Annotated in this window: 11 protein-coding genes; 8 read left to right on the top strand and 3 right to left on the bottom strand. The window is 70.2% G+C overall.

Features of this window, described 5'->3' with window-relative positions; all coding sequences use genetic code 11:
• Positions 1-4 precede the first annotated feature (4 nt).
• From ACZ1DY_RS29120 to ACZ1DY_RS29140, 5 genes are all read left to right on the top strand, one after another.
• Positions 5-943: a threonine ammonia-lyase gene (locus tag ACZ1DY_RS29120; RefSeq protein ID WP_465481543.1), complete on the top strand. Its 939-nt coding sequence runs from the start codon at positions 5-7 to the stop codon at positions 941-943.
• Complete coding sequence (gene sbnA / locus ACZ1DY_RS29125) at positions 930-1,934, top strand: 2,3-diaminopropionate biosynthesis protein SbnA (RefSeq protein ID WP_465481544.1); 1,005 nt, start codon at positions 930-932, stop codon at positions 1,932-1,934. Before ACZ1DY_RS29120 ends, sbnA begins: the two co-directional genes overlap by 14 nt.
• Positions 1,935-1,943: 9 nt before the next feature.
• The gene (locus ACZ1DY_RS29130) at positions 1,944-2,867 is read left to right on the top strand and encodes an ornithine carbamoyltransferase (protein ID WP_465481545.1); all 924 of its coding nucleotides are present in this window, start codon (positions 1,944-1,946) and stop codon (positions 2,865-2,867) included.
• Entirely contained in the window at positions 2,864-3,910 is a 1,047-nt protein-coding gene (locus ACZ1DY_RS29135) for an ornithine cyclodeaminase (protein WP_465481546.1), read from the top strand. Before ACZ1DY_RS29130 ends, ACZ1DY_RS29135 begins: the two co-directional genes overlap by 4 nt.
• Positions 3,911-4,112: 202 nt before the next feature.
• Positions 4,113-4,634 carry a hypothetical protein gene (locus ACZ1DY_RS29140; RefSeq protein WP_465481547.1) on the top strand — a complete coding sequence of 174 codons (522 nt, stop codon included), beginning with the start codon at positions 4,113-4,115 and terminating at the stop codon, positions 4,632-4,634.
• A 411-nt stretch (positions 4,635-5,045) separates the two neighbouring features.
• On the opposite strand, the gene ACZ1DY_RS29145 is transcribed toward ACZ1DY_RS29140, so the two are convergent.
• Entirely contained in the window at positions 5,046-7,529 is a 2,484-nt protein-coding gene (locus ACZ1DY_RS29145; RefSeq protein WP_465481548.1) for a tetratricopeptide repeat protein, read from the bottom strand.
• A 172-nt stretch (positions 7,530-7,701) separates the two neighbouring features.
• Between ACZ1DY_RS29145 and ACZ1DY_RS29150 the strand changes: the two genes are divergently transcribed.
• Entirely contained in the window at positions 7,702-10,236 is a 2,535-nt protein-coding gene (locus tag ACZ1DY_RS29150; RefSeq protein ID WP_465481549.1) for a tetratricopeptide repeat protein, read from the top strand.
• A gap of 45 nt (positions 10,237-10,281) precedes the next feature.
• On the opposite strand, the gene ACZ1DY_RS29155 is transcribed toward ACZ1DY_RS29150, so the two are convergent.
• A complete protein-coding gene (locus tag ACZ1DY_RS29155) occupies positions 10,282-11,580 on the bottom strand; it encodes a phytase (protein ID WP_465481550.1) in 1,299 nt (432 codons plus the stop codon).
• Between the two features lie 652 nt (positions 11,581-12,232).
• Here ACZ1DY_RS29155 and ACZ1DY_RS29160 point away from each other — a divergent pair.
• Positions 12,233-13,579, top strand: coding sequence for an MFS transporter (locus ACZ1DY_RS29160; protein ID WP_465481551.1), 1,347 nt, complete (start codon positions 12,233-12,235; stop codon positions 13,577-13,579).
• Positions 13,580-13,656: 77 nt separating this feature from the next.
• Positions 13,657-14,115: a GNAT family N-acetyltransferase gene (locus tag ACZ1DY_RS29165; RefSeq protein ID WP_465481552.1), complete on the top strand. Its 459-nt coding sequence runs from the start codon at positions 13,657-13,659 to the stop codon at positions 14,113-14,115.
• 11 nt (positions 14,116-14,126) lie between these two features.
• On the opposite strand, the gene ACZ1DY_RS29170 is transcribed toward ACZ1DY_RS29165, so the two are convergent.
• Entirely contained in the window at positions 14,127-15,584 is a 1,458-nt protein-coding gene (locus ACZ1DY_RS29170; RefSeq protein WP_465481553.1) for an amidohydrolase family protein, read from the bottom strand.
• Between the last annotated feature and the right edge of the window lie 4 nt (positions 15,585-15,588).

A 15,588-nucleotide genomic window follows, 5' to 3' on the forward strand; every position in this document is an offset into this window, starting at 1 on the left:
GCCGATGTCCTCCCTCGTCACCCCCGCGGACCTGCGCTCCGCCGCCAAGCGGATCCGGCACTCCGTGCACCGCACGCCCCTGCTCGGCCCGTTCGGCGACCTGTGGCTCAAGCCGGAACACCTGCAGCGGACCGGTTCGTTCAAGGCACGCGGCGCGCTCAACGCGGTCGCCCGGCTCACCACGGGCCACGTCCTCGCCCAGTCGTCCGGCAACCACGGGCGGGCCGTGGCGTACGCGGCGGCACGGCACGGGCTGCGGGCCACGGTCGTCCTGCCCGCCACGGCGCCCGCGTTGAAGGTGGACGCGGTCCGTGCGCTCGGCGCCCACGTCGTGATCGTGCCGCCCGCGCTGCGCGAGCGGGCCACGGCCGAGCTCGCGGCGCGGACCGGCGCCACCGTCGTCGGTTCCGCCGACTTCGACGTGATCGCCGGGCACGGCACGGTCGGCGCCGAGATCATGGCGGATCTGCCGGACGTCCGCACCGTCCTGGTGCCGGTGTGCAACGGCGGTCTGCTCGCCGGGGTCGCCGCCGCCGTGAAAGCGGTGTCCCCCGGCACCCGGGTCGTCGGCGTCGAGCCGGCACTGGCCGGGGACGCGGCGGAATCGCTGCGGCTGGGCAGGCTGGTGCGGTGGCCGGTGGAGCGGACCTACCGCACGATCGCGGACGGGCTGCGCGCGCCGGTGCTCGGCGAACTCGCCTGGCGGCACATCAAGGTGCTCGTGGACGACATCGTCACCGTCGACGAGGACGGCATCGTCGCCGCGCAGGAGTACCTGTCCGGCCGGTTCGGCGTGCGAGCCGAGCCGAGCGGGGCGGTGGCGACCGCCGCCCATCTGACCGGGCGATGGCGGGGCGCGACCGTGGCGATCGTGTCCGGCGGCAATGTCGCCGCCCCGGCTCCGGTGGCGCGGGGAGAGCGGGTGTCCGTTGAGCACGGATGAGTTGAGCGGTGTGCTCGCGACGATCGGCGGCACGCCGCTGGTCGCGCTGGAGCGGGTCGTGCCGATCGCGGACGTCCAGGTGTTCGCGAAGATGGAGAAGTTCAATCCGGGCGGCAGTGTCAAGGACCGCACCGCGCTGCACATGCTGCGCGGCAAGATCCAGGCCGGGGAGCTGGTACCGGGCCGGTCGGTGGTGGTGGAGTCGACGTCCGGCAACCTCGGCGTCGGCCTCGCCCAGCTGTGCGCCTACTTCGGACTCGAACTGATCTGCGTGGTCGACACTCGGACGACCGCGCAATCCGTCGCGCTGTTGAAGGCCTACGGCGCGGCGGTGGAAGTCGTGTCCGCGCCGGACGGCGACCTGCTCGGCGCGCGGATCGGCCGAGTCCGGGAGCTGGTGGCACTGTTGCCGGACGCGTTCTGGCCCAACCAGTACGAGAATCCGCTCAACGCGGCCGCGCACGAACAGACGATGGCCGAGATAGTCACCGCGCTGGACGGCCGGGTCGATTACCTGTTCTGCTCGGTGAGCACCGGCGGCACGCTGCGCGGCTGCGCCGACCACATCCGCGACCGCGGCCTGACCACGAAACTGGTCGCGGTCGACGCGGCGGGCAGCGCGATCTTCCACACCCCGACCGAGCACCGGCTCATCCCCGGGCACGGTGCCGGGTGGCGGCCGCCGCTGGTCGGCTCGGCCGATTCCACCGGTGTGATCAGCGAGATCGTCCACGTGACCGACCTGGAATGCGTGCGTGCCTGCCGGTCGCTGGTGGCGCGCGAAGCGATCCTGGCGGGCGGGTCGTCGGGTGCGACCGTGGCCGCGCTCGGCAAGCTGCGCCACCGCATCCCCGCCGGTTCCCGCTGTGTGCTCGTCTTCCCCGACGACGGCAACCGCTACCTCGACACCATCTACTCGGATTCCTGGGTACTCGAGCACTTCGGTGAAGTTCCCGAGGTCACGGCCCGGCCGTTGACCGCCGCCCGGTAAGGAGAAACCTTGCGCCACCTCATTTCCCTCGACGATCTCACCGACGGGGAACTGCGTTCCATCGTCGCGCGGGCGACGACCCTGGCCGCCGATCCGCGGCAATCGGGTTCGCCGCTGTCCGGCGAGGTCGTCGGGATCTACTTCAGCAAGACCTCCACGCGCACCCGCACGGCGTTCTCGTCGGGCGCGCTGCGGCTCGGCGCGCGCATCGTCTCCTACGGGCCGGGCGATCTGCAGCTCAACACCGGGGAGACCATCGCGGACACCGGCCGGGTGCTGTCCTCCATGCTCGACGCGCTCGTGGTGCGCACCGCCGGCGACCCGGTGGAGCTGCGGGCCATGGCCGACCAGAAGCGGATGTCGGTGGTCAACGCCATGACCGCGGACGAGCATCCCACCCAGGCACTCGCGGATCTCACCACGATGGCCCGCCGGTTCGGGCGCGTCGACGGGCTGCGGGTGCTGTATCTCGGCGAGGGCAACAACTCCGCGGCCGCGCTCGCGTTGGCGCTCACCCGGTTCCCCGGTACCGAACTGCAGCTGCGCACCCCGCCCGGTTACGGCCTCGATCCCGCGGTGCTGGCCCGTGCGCGAGCGCACGCCGCACGACACCGAGCGTCCATTGTGGAGCGTCACGACATGGACGACCTGCCCGTGTCCGACGTCGTGTACACCACGCGATGGGAGACGACGGGGACGACCAAACCGGACCCTGACTGGCGCGAGGTTTTCGCGCCGTTCCAGGTGACGCGGGCGTTGTGGCGGACCAGTCCGGACGCGGTGTTCATGCACGACCTGCCAGCGCACCGCGGCGAGGAGGTCACCGCGGAGGTGCTGGACGGCCGGGACAGCATCGCGTTCACCCAGGCGGAGAACAAGATGTACAGCGCGATGGCGGCACTGGAATGGTGCCGGGGCAAGGATTCGGCATGAGCGAGCAGTGGTACGACCAGGCGGACACGGGGCTGGCGGGCGCGGGCCGGGTGACCGTGCTGTCGCGCGCGGACGTCCGGCGCTGCCTCGCGACGATCGACCCGGTCGAGATCGTGCGGCGGACGCTCGCCCGTCACGACCGTGGCGAGAGCCTGCTCCCCGCGGAGGCGTACCTGCGATGGGAGAACTCGCGGGGTGCCTACACCCGGTCCATCGGCATGCCCGGCGCGGTGGGGCCGCACCACGGTATGAAGATCATCAACGCCAGCGTGTCCAACCCGGCGGCGGGCCTGGAACGCGCTGGCGGGCTGGGCCTGTGCTTCGACGCCGAGACCGCCCGGGTCACGTCGATCATGGAGGCGGGTCTGCTGAGCGCGGTGCGCACCGCGGCGGTGAGCGCGGTCGGTGTCGACGTCACCGGTTTCGGCGGCGCCCGCTCGCTCGCGATCGTGGGATGCGGAGCGCAGGGGCGGATGCACGCGACGCTGCTGACCCGCAGGTTGCCTTCCCTGCGCGCCGTGTCGCTGCACGACCGCGACCCGGCCGTCGCCCACCGCCTCGCGGACCTGCTCTCCCGCGACGACCTCGAAGTGACCGTGCACGACAAGGCCCGCGACGCGGTCGGCGCCGGCGAGATCGCGGTCTTCACCACCACCGCCGACGAGGGTTACGTGACCCCCGACTGGGCGCGTCCCGGCGCACTGCTGGTCAACGTGTCACTGGGCGATCTGGCGGATGAGACGTTCCTCGACGCCGCGGCCCTGTACGTCGACGACCTCGACCTGGTGGCGGACAATCCCCGCCGCCCCCTCGGCCGCCTGATGCGCGACGGACTGGTCACCCGCCCGTCGGACGGCACGGCGAAACCCGTCGACGCCACCTTGGGCGGGCTGCTCACCGGCCGGTACCCCAGCCGTGGCACCGCCCGGCCGCACGTCGTGCTCAACCCGTTCGGCATGGGCGTGCTGGACGTGGCGCTCTACGGCGCCATCGCCTCGCAAGCCCGTCACTTGGGCTTCGGATCGCTCATCGATCTCGGCTGATGCCTTGGGTCCGGCGTTTTCGAACAACCTCGATCAAGATCACCGCACAAGATCACTAGGCGGCTCCACGTATTGCCGATAATGTTCGCCGTGGCCAGTTGATTGGCTGACGGAAAATCACTCACGCGGGCAAGTCGTGCTCTTCTGGCGCGGAAATAACCCAGAAGGCCTTTCGATCCGAACAACGAGAAAGAGAACACCAGTGAAGAAATGGACGACACGGGTCACGACCGGCCTGCTGGTCGCGGGAATGGCACTCGCCGTGCAGAGCGCGCCGGCGATGGCCGAGGAAGAGGTGGACGCCACCACGACCGAGGTCGCACTGACCGACGTGACCACGGAGGGCATCGACGCTTCCGGCGACTGCGGCGGATGGCGGGGCGGTTTGGCGGGCTACGGCCGCTGGAAGGTGGACAAGGCGGGCTGCGGCTACATCAGCCCGGATTCCAAGAAGAACCCGCAGCACCGCCGCTACACGTGGAAGCTCCCGCCCGGTAGCAACAGCAGGATCTGTGTCCAGGCGGAGGGCCACTACTGGAGCACCAAGAAGAACAAGAGCGTCAAGACCTGGAAGACGGCGGGATGCGGAACCGGCGGCACCGTTGTCGTGCGCTGGTCGGGCCCGCCGAAGAAAGGCGGCGGCTACCTCGGCCTCGCCGCGACCCCCAGGGTGCGCGCGAAGGTCCAGCCGGGCTTCGGCGGCGTCGCGTACAGCTGGAAGTGAGCCTGCTCGCGCCGGCGTGACCGATGGCCACCACGGATCCGGGACACCGCCACTCCCCCTCGATGGCGCCCCGGATCCGTGGTGCACCGGCCACGTCGCGCATCAAGCGAATTGGCGCGGGCCTCTTTGCCAGTCCCGCCGGCGTCATGTCGCGAAAGCCACTTTCGGGACATCACACGTCTCGAAAGTGGCTTTCGCGGCACGCGTTCAGGCCACCTAGGCAGGCCGCCGACGTTGCGAAAGCCACTTTCCCAACCTCCACCGTTGCGAAAGTGGCTTTCGCAACACGCCTTCAGGCCACCTGGGCAGGCCGCCGACGTTGCGAAAGCCACTTTCCCAACCTCCACCGTTGGGAAAGTGGCTTTCGCGACACGCCACATTGCATTACCCCGCTGGAACAGCCCTTGCCGCCTAGCGCAGTCCGATCTCCGTGAGCAGCGCCTGCGCCTTCCGCCCGTGATCGTCGGCCATGCCGGTGTCGCCGGCGACGGCCGCTCCGTGCTCGATCCCTTTGTGCGCCCGCGCTTGTTCGTAGCGGTCACCGAGTTTTTCGGCGACCGCAAGCGCTTCCCGGTGCCGGACGATCGAACCGGCGGCGTCGCCCAGGTCGCCGAGTGCGATACCGATGCCGTTGAGCGCCTTGATCTCGAACTCCCCCAAGCTGTTCCGGCGCGCGAGGTCCAGTGCCTCGGTCAGGTGCACCAGGGCGTCGTCGTGCTCGCCCAGCCGCGCGAGCAGCGAGCCGATGTGGAGCAACGCCTCGGTCTCCGGGAACGGGTAGCCGAATTCGCGTGCGGTGGCGAGCGCCCGCCGGTAGTGGCCGAGTGCCTCGGCGGAGTGACCCTGCTGCTCGTGCACCGTGCCGAGGTTGCCGTAGGTCAGGCATTCCCCCACCCGGTCCCCCACCTCCAGCATGATCGCCAAAGCCTCGTCGAGGTACGCCTGGGCCTTGTCCCAGTCACCGACGCGCATCGCGCTGTTCCCGAGGTTGCCCAGCGCGCGGCTCTCGCTGGTGCGGTTGCCGGTCTCCCGGTGCACGAGCAACGCCTGCCGGTAGCAGTCCTCGGCCGCCGCGAAGTCGCTGAGCCGGTCGAACGCGTTGCCGAGATTGTTCAGTGCCCGCGCCCAGCTCGCCCGGTCGCCGCCCGCCTCGTAGCGCGCGAGCGCCTCCTTGAGCCGGTCGATGCTCTCCTGATAGCGATTGGAACGCAGGTAGACCGCCCCGAGGCTCATGTACGCGCTCGCCTGGACCAGCGGGTCGGCGGCGCGGACCGCGACACCGTGCACGATCTCCGCGTCGGCGAAGTGCAGCGCGTTGTACAGGTACCGGTTCAGGATCGGCGACATCATGGCCGCGTCCTCGCGCCCACCCTGTTCCTCGGTCAGCACGGTGATACCGACCAGGTTGTGCCGCTCGGCGTCCAGCCACGCCGTCGCCGCCGCGACGTCGGCGAAATCCGGCGCCGGAACGTCCGAAGTGGACACAACGGGCCTGCGGTCGCACTCGTGCGGGGCGTAGCGGTCCATGGCTCGGCAGGCGGCGTGCCGGTAGTAGCCGAACAACCGCCCGAGTGCGGCCCGCCGCGCGGAGGCGGCGTCCACGTCCCGCGCCAGTCCCGCCGCGTAAAGACGGACGACGTCGTGCAGGCCGAACCGGTCCTGGACGCTACGCTGCACCAGGCTGCCGGCGACCAGTTCCCCCAGCAGCGCCTCAGCCTTGGGTAGATCCACCCCGGCGAGCGCGGCCGCCGCCCGCGCGTCGACGTCGCGGCCGGGGTGGATCGCGAGGAGCCGCAGCAGCAGCGCGGCATCGGCGGGCAGGTCCGCATAGGACAGGCCGATGGCGTTCTCCAGCTCGTCCTCGACCCGCAGGCTGTCCCGGCGTTCCGCGAGCCGGGCGGCGTGGTCGCGCAACGTCCAGTCGCGCCGGTTCCGGATCCGGCCCGCCACCACCGTCAACGCCAGCGGCAGATGACCGACCAGCTCGGCGATCCGCGCGGCGGCCTCGGTGTCCTCGGCGACCTTCGCTTCGCCGACCAGCCTGCGCAACATGTCGAGCGACTCGGTCCCCGGAAGCGCGTCCAAGTGCACGAGCCGCGCACCGGCCAAGCCGGTCAGGCGCCGTCTGCTGGTGATCAGCACGGTGCCGCCCGGCCGGTCCGGCAGCAGCGGGCACACCTGATCGGCGTCCGCCGCGTTGTCCAGCACCACGACCGGCCGCCGGTCCGCGAGCAGCCTGCGATAGGTCGCCCGCCTGCCGTCGGAGCCGAGGCGGTGGATCTCCTTCCCCGGCACCCCGAGCCGCCGGAGGAACTCGTCCAGCACCGCGAGCGGATCGGCGGGCGCGCGGTCGGCGTCGTAGCCACGCAGGTCCGCCCACAACCGGACCTCGGCACCGTCCCGGTGTGCCAGCCGGTGCGCGGCACGGACGGCGAGACTGGTCTTGCCGACGCCTGCCATCCCGTCGATCACCACCACCGGCGAGCGCTCGTCGCCCCCGGTGATCGCGGCCAGCTCGGCCTGCCTGCCGACGAACTCCGTGCTGTCGGCGGGCAGCTCACCCGCCACGGTCACCCACGACGAGTCGGCCGTGAGGCCCGCGATCACCTGACACACCTGACGCCACCGCGCCACCACCGCCTCGTCGGCGGCGAGCGCGCGCACGATGTCCGCGACGAGGTCCACGTCCATCCGCCGCCTGCCCGGCTGCAGGCAGCGGTAGACCGTGTTGAACACCGGCAGGTCGGGGTTGCCCGCCGTCCGCCGCGCCCGGACGACCCGCCGGTGCAGCTCCCGGTAGGACACGCCGTTCCAGCCGCGCAGCGAGTTCAGCCGGGCCGCCAGCTCGTCGAACGAACCGGCGCCCACCGGCTCCGGCGTTCGGTCGGGATCCATGGCCGGAAAGGGTAGTCCGTTCGGCCGATCGGCAAGGTCCGAACAGGACGATCCGCCGGACAGCGAGTTCGTCCATCCGGCCCACCCGGTCGCCGATCTCGACTATGGTCGAGCCGCATTCGGTCCGGGGGTCGCCACCGGGCGGATCGGTTCACGTGTCCAGGGGGTTCCTGTGCCGGAGGAACGGCCGCCGAGTCCGATCGGGGCTCGGTCGTACGACGAGCTTTCCCAGCGGCTGCGGCAGGCGCTGGCCTGGGCGGGATTGACCCACCGGGAACTGCACCGCCGGGTGCGGCGCCTGCGCACGGCCAGGGGCGCGGCCGACCTTCCCGCCTACAACACCGTGTACCGCTGCCTGCTGCCGGGACGCAAGCGACTCGACGTCGAGCTGGTCGTCGACATCGCGGCCGTGCTGCTCGGCATGGACGTCGCGGCGGAATGGCGGCAGGCGCACCGGGTGATCACCGGGCACGCCACCGAGGCGGCCGTGATCAGCGTGGCCGATCACCTGCCCACCCCGGACGGCGGGTTCGTCGGCAGGCAGGCGCAGCTGAGCCGGATACTGGAGGCCGGGCCGGACGCCGCCGGCGTATGGGCGATCTCCGGGATGGCCGGGGTCGGCAAGACCCGGTTCGCCAGCGAGGTCGCGCGGCTGCTGGCCGCGCGGGGCCGGTTCGCCGACGTGCGGCTGGTGGTGAATCTCCGCGGTTTCGACGCGGATCGGCCCGCCGCGGACCCGGCCGCGGTGCTCGAAGGCTTCCTGCGCCGGCTCGGGGCGTCCGGTAGCGAGATCGGCTGCCTCACCCTCGCCGGCCGGAGCGCGCTGTTCCGGCGGCTGCTGGACGGGCGTCGCGCGCTGATCCTGCTGGACAACGCGGCGTCGGTCGACCAGGTGCTGCCGTTGCTGCCCGATCTGCCGACCTGCCTGGTGCTGGTCACCAGCAGGCGCCGCCTCACCGGGCTGGACACGGCCCGGCACGTGGCGCTGGACGTGTTCACGCCGGAGGAGTCGGTCGAGTTGCTCCGCGACGGGATCGGCGACGAACGCGTCGACGCGGAGCGGGGCGAAGCGGCCGACATCATCGAACTGGTCGGCCGGTTACCGCTGGCCCTCGCACTGGTGACCCGGCGGCTGGCCGCCTCGGACGAGTGGACGATGGCCGACCACCGCGACCGCCTCGCCGACCTGCGGACCATGCTGAGGCTGGACGACGGGGTCGAAGTCGCGTTGCGCACGTCGTACGACGAGCTGGCCGAAGCCGACCGCGTCCTGCTCGGCTTGCTCGCCATCTATCCGGGACGCGATTTCGACGACCACGCGGCCGCGGCGCTGGCGGGCGTCGAGGTCGGCGTCGTGCGCCGCCAACTCGACGACCTGGTGGCGGCCAACATGATCACCGCCCGCGCCTCCCGGTTCGAACTGCACGACCTGGTCCGGGTGTTCGCCGAGAAACGCGTCCGGGAGAGCGTCCAAGCCCGGATGCGCCGGGCCGCGGCCGGGCGGCTGCTCGACTTCCAGCTCGCCACCGCCCGTGCCGCGCTCGTCACCTGCTATCCCCACGAGGCGGAGCGGTGGGAGGACCTGCCCACCCCCGCGGCGCGCGCTCTCGTGTTCGACGGGGCGGACGAGGCGATGGCCTGGCTGGACACCGAGCGGGTCAACCTCGTCGTCGCGTCCGGCTGGGCGCTGAACGAGGGACGCGACGACCACGTGACGCGGCTCGCGTGCGTGATGACCAGCTATTTCGAGGCGCGCGTGCACGTGAGCGACGCGCAGGCCCTGTTCGGCAACGCCGTCCGGGTCGCGTCCGGTGTCACCCGGGGGCACGTCCTGAACGGGCTGGCCATGACCCATTGGCAACGGGGCGACGCCGCCGAAGCGCTCGTCGTCCTGGAAGAAGCGATCAGGGAGTTCTCCGCCGCCGGTGCATCCGATTACGTCGTCAACCTGTCGGGCAACGTCGGCCTGTTGCTGACCGGTCTCGGCGACTATCGCGCCGCGTTGCCCTGTTTCCGGCGGGCCATGGAGTTCGCCGTCGCAAGGAACAACGAGTCGTTCCGGGCACGGCAGTTGTGCAATATCGGCCTCGCCGAAATGCGGCTGGGGAACTATCCCGCCGCCGTCGACAATCTGTCGCAGGCGCTCGCCGTGACCAGGGCGAGCGCGGACCACCTCTGCGAATGCCGGGCGCTCGACGGTCTCGGCACCACGTTCTGGCGAATGGGAAAGGACACCGAGGCAGGGGCCCATTACGAGCAGGCGCTCGCCGTGGCGAGGCAGTCGCACAACCGGGCCGACGAGGGCAAGGTGCTCAACCATCTCGGGGTCCTGCTCGTCGCGGCGGGGCGGTTCGACGAGGCGCTGGCGCATCATCGGCAGGCCATCGAACTGGCAAGGGAAATCGGCGGCAGGGAAGGAATGCTGGCCGCGACCAACGACATGGCCGCGGCCCTGCTCGCCGCCGGGCGGGCCGACGACGCCGTGCGTTGCCTGCGGCAGTCGATCGAGTCGGCGACCGCGGCGGACAGCCGTTACGAACTGGCCAGAGCCCAAAGTGGACTCGGCGACGCACTGTCCGCCGCCGTTGATCCGGTCGCCGCGCGGAAACACTGGCGGACCGCGCACGCCGCGTTCATCGAGATGGGTGTGCCGGAGGCCGTCGACGTCCACGAACGTCTCGTGTCGGCCGCGACGGTGGCGTCGTAGGTCAGGCCCGTTGGAGCGGCGTTCCCGCCGCCCCAACGGATCCGGTCAGTCGTCGAGGGCGTCGAGCACGCGTCCGAGGTCGACGAACTTGAAGTTCGTGGCGTCCCGGCCCGGCTCCCCCGGCTTGTCGTCACCGTCCTGGACGACGAGCAGGCCGTTCGGGTACCTGCCGCCGAGCGGCTCGTTGAGGACGGCGGCGCCGTCGCTCTCCTCGGTTCCGTCGAGGGTCGCGGACGCGGCGGTCACCCGGAAGCCGCCTTCGTACTCGTTGTCTTCGTCGAGTTCGCGGTCGTAGGCGGCGAAAGTGTCGTCCCCCTGGCTGGAGGCGAGCAGGTAGCCGTCGCCGTCCTTCTGCTTGAGGATGGTGAGACCTTCGACGTCGGCCGACAGGCGCTTGCCACCGTAGCCCGGGTCGGATCCGGGTACGCATTCCTCGGTCGCCTCGTCGTAGGTTCCGGGGATGCCGTACTCGCGGACCTTGTCGATGAGCTTCGGAGTGCCTTCGAGGCCGGCGTCCAGCCGCCAGATTCCGACATCCTCCTGCCCGGCGTAGAGAGTGCCGGTCGCGGCATCGACGACCATGCCCTCGACCTGGGGCAGTTCACCCGGCTCACCGCACGGAGTCCACGTCTTGCCGTTCGGCAGCCGGAACTCGGACGGCAACACGAGCGAGCGCACCTCGCGGTAGGAGACCGTGCCTCCGGCGCCCGCGGTCAGCTCCAGCAGGCTGAGCGCGGTGCGTTCCCGCTGGCTGACCACCGCGTACGAACGGCCGCTGGCGGGATCGGTCCAGGTGGCGAGGCCGTAAGCGGTGCGCTGGTCGTTGATCTCCTCCTGCGACGACGAGAAGATCGCCGGCGCGGCGGGATCGGTGACGTCGGTGAGCGGGGCGCCGGGGTTTCCGCCGTCGATACGGTAGATCCGCAGCCGGTCACGGCCGCGATCGCTGGTGACGGCCAGGTCGCTCACCCGGGAGCCGGCCTTCACGCGGTGCACGAGGTCGACGTTGTTGAACCGGCCGGGCGCATCGTCCGGTCCGGGCGCTTCGGGCGCCGGAATCGACTGCACTTCACGGCCGTCGAGGTCGTAGACCCGCAGGCCGCCCTCCTTGACCGTGGCGACGACGAGGCTCCGGTCGGGAGCCGCCGGGTTGCGCCAGATCGCCGGGTCGTCGGCGTCCGCGTTGCCGCCTGCTTCGTCGTCGTACACGGCCGGGGTTTCGGTCGTCGGCTTGACGCCGGGCAACGCGTCGGCCGCCGAGGCCGAAGGGGGCAAGACCGCGGAGAGCGCCGTGACCAGCACGAGCCCGCCGACGGTGACGCGGGCTCTGGAGGCCTGAGCCATGAAGGTGTTCCTTCCTGGAGCGAATCGGACAGCCCACTATGAAGTCACCGCGTGACAAGTTACCCGAAAGTAACGGCACATCCGGGTGACCAGGACGTGAACACCGCCGTCCCCTTGCTCGGTCACGAGTGGCGTTTCGGGTTATTTGAGAGGCAAGGCAAACGTGTCGTGCTGTGAGCGGAGACGGGCCTGCGGGACCGATCATGACCCAAACTGTCCACAAGGGACACTCAAGGTTCTTCTGATGCCCGATTTGGGCGCTTTGCGCGGGAGTCGTGAGTGGCAATGATCGTCCTAACCCTCTTTATCACTCACGACACCGCGCGGAATCGGGCATCGCGACACAAATCAGGCGTTAAATCGGCGCGAAGAGTCCCTTGTGGACATTTGGCGGGCGGTGGGCCGACAGTCTCTCCGGGGCCACGCCATCCCGTCTCGGCGCGAAGTAGCGAAGACGGCCTGCGCGTCAGGGGGCCGACCACGCCAGGTTTGACTTACCCCTCAAATAGAACCCGAAACGCCACCCACGACCCGCAGCAAGTGATTGCGCGATCCCGCCGCCGCGGTCTATCTTCCTACGTGTCCGGATAGCGTTCCGAAGTGTCCGCATACCGGACACGCGCCTGTCCGGCCGACTCGACGAGGAGCGAAAGTGACGAACGTGCCCGCCTCGCACGAAACGGCCGGTTCGAGGTCTGGCGGCGTAAGCCGGTCGGCGTTCCGGCGGGTCCTGGCGGGCAGTACCGCCGGCGCGGTGCTCGAGTGGTACGACTTCGCGCTCTACGGAATCCTCGCGGCCACCGTGCTCGGGCCGCTGTTCTTCCCCGGCGGCGACGGGTTCGCCCAGTTGCTGCTCGCGCTGGCGACACAAGGGCTCGGCTTCGTCGCGCGCCCGATCGGCGGCATCGTGTTCGGGCATCTCGGTGATCGCCTCGGCCGCAAACCCATGCTGGTGACCACTTTCCTGCTGCTCGGGCTGTCGACCTCCGCGATCGGGCTGCTCCCCACCTACGCTCAGGCCGGCATCGGGGCGACGATCTCGCTCGTCGTGCTGAGGCTGATCCAAGGGTTCGCCCTCGGCGGCGAATTCGGCGCGGCCGTGCTGATGGTCAGCGAGTACGGAAGCCCGAAACGGCGGGGCTTCTGGTCGGCCTGGCCGCAGGCGGGGGCGCCGCTGGGCACGGTGCTCGCCACGGCCGTGGTCGGCGGGATCGCCTTGGTACTCCCCGAAAACGCCTTCGACCAATGGGGCTGGCGAGTCGGTTTCCTGTTCGCGATCCCGTTGCTGGCCATCGGTTTCTGGATCCGGCGGCGTATCGACGAGTCTCCGGTATTCCAGGAAGCGCAGGCGCGGGCCACGGCATCCGCGGACGCCGTCCGGGAGCGGTCGAGCATCCTGGAGACGCTCGCCCACCCCGGTCCCGTCCTCCGCGGGCTCGGCGTGCGGCTGGGCGAGAACGTGGCCTTCTACGTCTACACCGTCTTCGTGGTCGCCTATACCACGAAAACCTTCGGCTACGGCAAGTCCGACGTCCTCCTCGCCGTGGCCGTCGGGTCCCTGCTGCAGTTCGCGGGGATGCTGGCCGGCGGCTACTGGTCGGACCGCGTCGGACGGCGTATCGCCATGCTGGTCCCCGCGGCGGGCCTCGCGGTGTGGGCACCGGTCTTCTTCGCCATCGTCCAAGCCGACAATCTGCCGTTGCTCTATCTCGGTATCGGCGTCGGCGCGGCACTGCACGGACTCCTCGCCGGGCCGGAAGCCGCGTGGATCGCCGAACTCTTCCCGACCCGCCGCCGTTTCGCCGGTGCTTCGCTGGTGTTCCAGGGTTCCTCGATCATCGCCGGCGCGCCCGCTCCCCTCATCGCCGTGTGGCTGGCCGAAAAACAGGGCCCGACGGCGGTCGTGCTGTACCTCGTCGGCACGATCGCGGTCACCCTCGTCGCGCTGCTCCTCAGCGCCGAAACCCGGGGCGCCGACCTGAATTCCGGCGACAGGTGACCGGCGAAATCCCGGCATGACGCCGGCCGACCGCAATTCGAGTGCGCGAAGCCGGGACGGCCGCTACGGTCCTGGCCATGACCTCGGATGAGTTCGTACCGGCCGGATTCGTCCCTCCGGCCTCGCTCGTGACCGAACGGTTCCGCCTCGAACCGCTGGGGCCGCAACACAATTCGGCCGACCACGCCGCCTGGATGTCGAGTATCGAGCACATTCGCTCCACTCCCGGCTATCCCGACGGCGACTGGCCGCCTCGCGACGGCATGACTCCCGAAGAGAACCTCAAGGATCTTCGCCGCCACGCGGCGGACTTCGCGCGACGCACCGGGTTCACCTTCACCGTCCTCGACCCGGCGGACGACGTCATCGGTTGCGTGTATCTGTATCCCCCGGACTCCGAAGAATGGGACGTCACGGTGCAATCCTGGGTACGAGCCGACAAGGCGGACCTCGACGCGGCACTCGCCGACACGGTCGCGCGCTGGCTCGCCTCGGAATGGCCGTGGAAACGCGTGGACCGCTGCGGCCGCTTCTGATCCATGGCTTCTCAGCTCCAGACGAACAGGTCCTGTTCGAGGTTCATCGCCGCGAAAAGGTGATCGCGCGACGCTTCGAGTTCCTGGCGCAACCGGGTCAGGTCCGCGTCGAGCAGCCGTCCCTTCCACTTGCGCACCTTGCCGGCGACGATCACCGTCTCGACGTTGGTGCGGTCCATCAGCGACACGACCGCTCCCGGCACGCTGTTGAGCGGGGCCACGTTGAGCGCGGTCGCGTCGAGCAGGACGATGTCGGCCTCCTTGCCGGGCGTCAGGGTGCCGGTCCTGCCGTCGAGGCCGAGGTGTTTGGCACCGTTGACGGTCGCGTACCGCAGCACATCGCGGACGGTGAGGAGTTCGGGCGTGCCCGGGGCAGGCGTCGGCCAGTTGCCCGGCGGTACGAGGTCGCCCTGGTCCAGGATCATCTGGTTGACGATCATGCGCTGCATGGTCATCGCGGAGCGCATCAGCGTGAACGGGTCCGCGGCCATCGTCGTCTCGACGTCGGAGCTCAGTGAAGGTTCCAGACCGAGTTCCCGCATCTTGAGGATGGGCGGCGTGCCGTGCCGCATGGTCATCTCGATCGGGAAGGCCAGCGAGACCTGCGCACCGGCGTCCCGCAGCCGTCGCCAGGTCCGGTCGGACATGCCGGTCATGTGGATGAACAGGTTGTCCGGCCCCACTTCGACCCCGGCGGTGCCCTGGGCGAGGTCGTCGAAGACCGGCCGCATCCCCCACGAACCGACGGCGTGCGCGGCGATCTTGAGGTCGAGCTCGCGGGCGATCGCCCAGGCGCGGGTGTACACCTGCCTGCCGAGGTGGAGCTCCCCGCCCATGACCATGGTCACCAGCCGGTCGTTCGAGGAGAACCATCGGTCGCGGATGCGGTACGCGTCCTGCGGATACCGGGCGCCCGTGCGGCCGTCGCCCTCGAAGAACCCGAACGCCGAACGCCGCCCGGTGTCGACGAGCGCCTGGATCGCCGCGTCGGTGTGCTCTGGTGAGTGGTGGATCTGCGAGACGTCCAGCACCGTCGTGACACCGGCGTCGAGCTGGGAAAGCCCTCCGGACAACGAGTTGACGTAGACGTCCGCCGGACGATAGGCCCGCGCGAAACCCTGCAGGATGTGCTCTCCGTAGTTCGGTTGCGCGCTCGGCGAGCCCGAGTGATCGTCGAGGAGCAGGCCGTTGGCGAGGAACGCGCGCTCCGCGGTCTCGAACAGGTGATGGTGCGTGTCGACGAAGCCCGGCAGCACGATGCGCCCCCGTGCGTCGATCTCGCCGGCGTTATCAGCACGGATATCCGGCCGGATCTCGACGATCTCTCCGCCCTCCACCAGAACGTCGGCGGTCGCGAAGTCGCCGACGTTCGGATCCATGGACATCACCGCGCCGCCACGGATGACGTAGCGGCGTCCGGGACGCCCGCTGTCTTCCGGCGGCTCGCCCTCGTCACGTCTTTCGGTCATGGGG

This window comes from Amycolatopsis sp. PSD-21 (genome assembly GCF_055561455.1).

Excerpts from the sequence above, each read along its gene's own strand:
- ACZ1DY_RS29165 (WP_465481552.1), top strand. The coding sequence starts at position 13,657 with ATGACCTCGGATGAGTTCGTACCGGCCGGATTCGTCCCTCCGGCCTCG.
- ACZ1DY_RS29170 (WP_465481553.1), bottom strand. The coding sequence starts at position 15,584 with ATGACCGAAAGACGTGACGAGGGCGAGCCGCCGGAAGACAGCGGGCGT.
- ACZ1DY_RS29145 (WP_465481548.1), bottom strand. The coding sequence starts at position 7,529 with ATGGATCCCGACCGAACGCCGGAGCCGGTGGGCGCCGGTTCGTTCGAC.
- ACZ1DY_RS29120 (WP_465481543.1), top strand. The coding sequence starts at position 5 with ATGTCCTCCCTCGTCACCCCCGCGGACCTGCGCTCCGCCGCCAAGCGG.
- ACZ1DY_RS29155 (WP_465481550.1), bottom strand. The coding sequence starts at position 11,580 with ATGGCTCAGGCCTCCAGAGCCCGCGTCACCGTCGGCGGGCTCGTGCTG.
- ACZ1DY_RS29135 (WP_465481546.1), top strand. The coding sequence starts at position 2,864 with ATGAGCGAGCAGTGGTACGACCAGGCGGACACGGGGCTGGCGGGCGCG.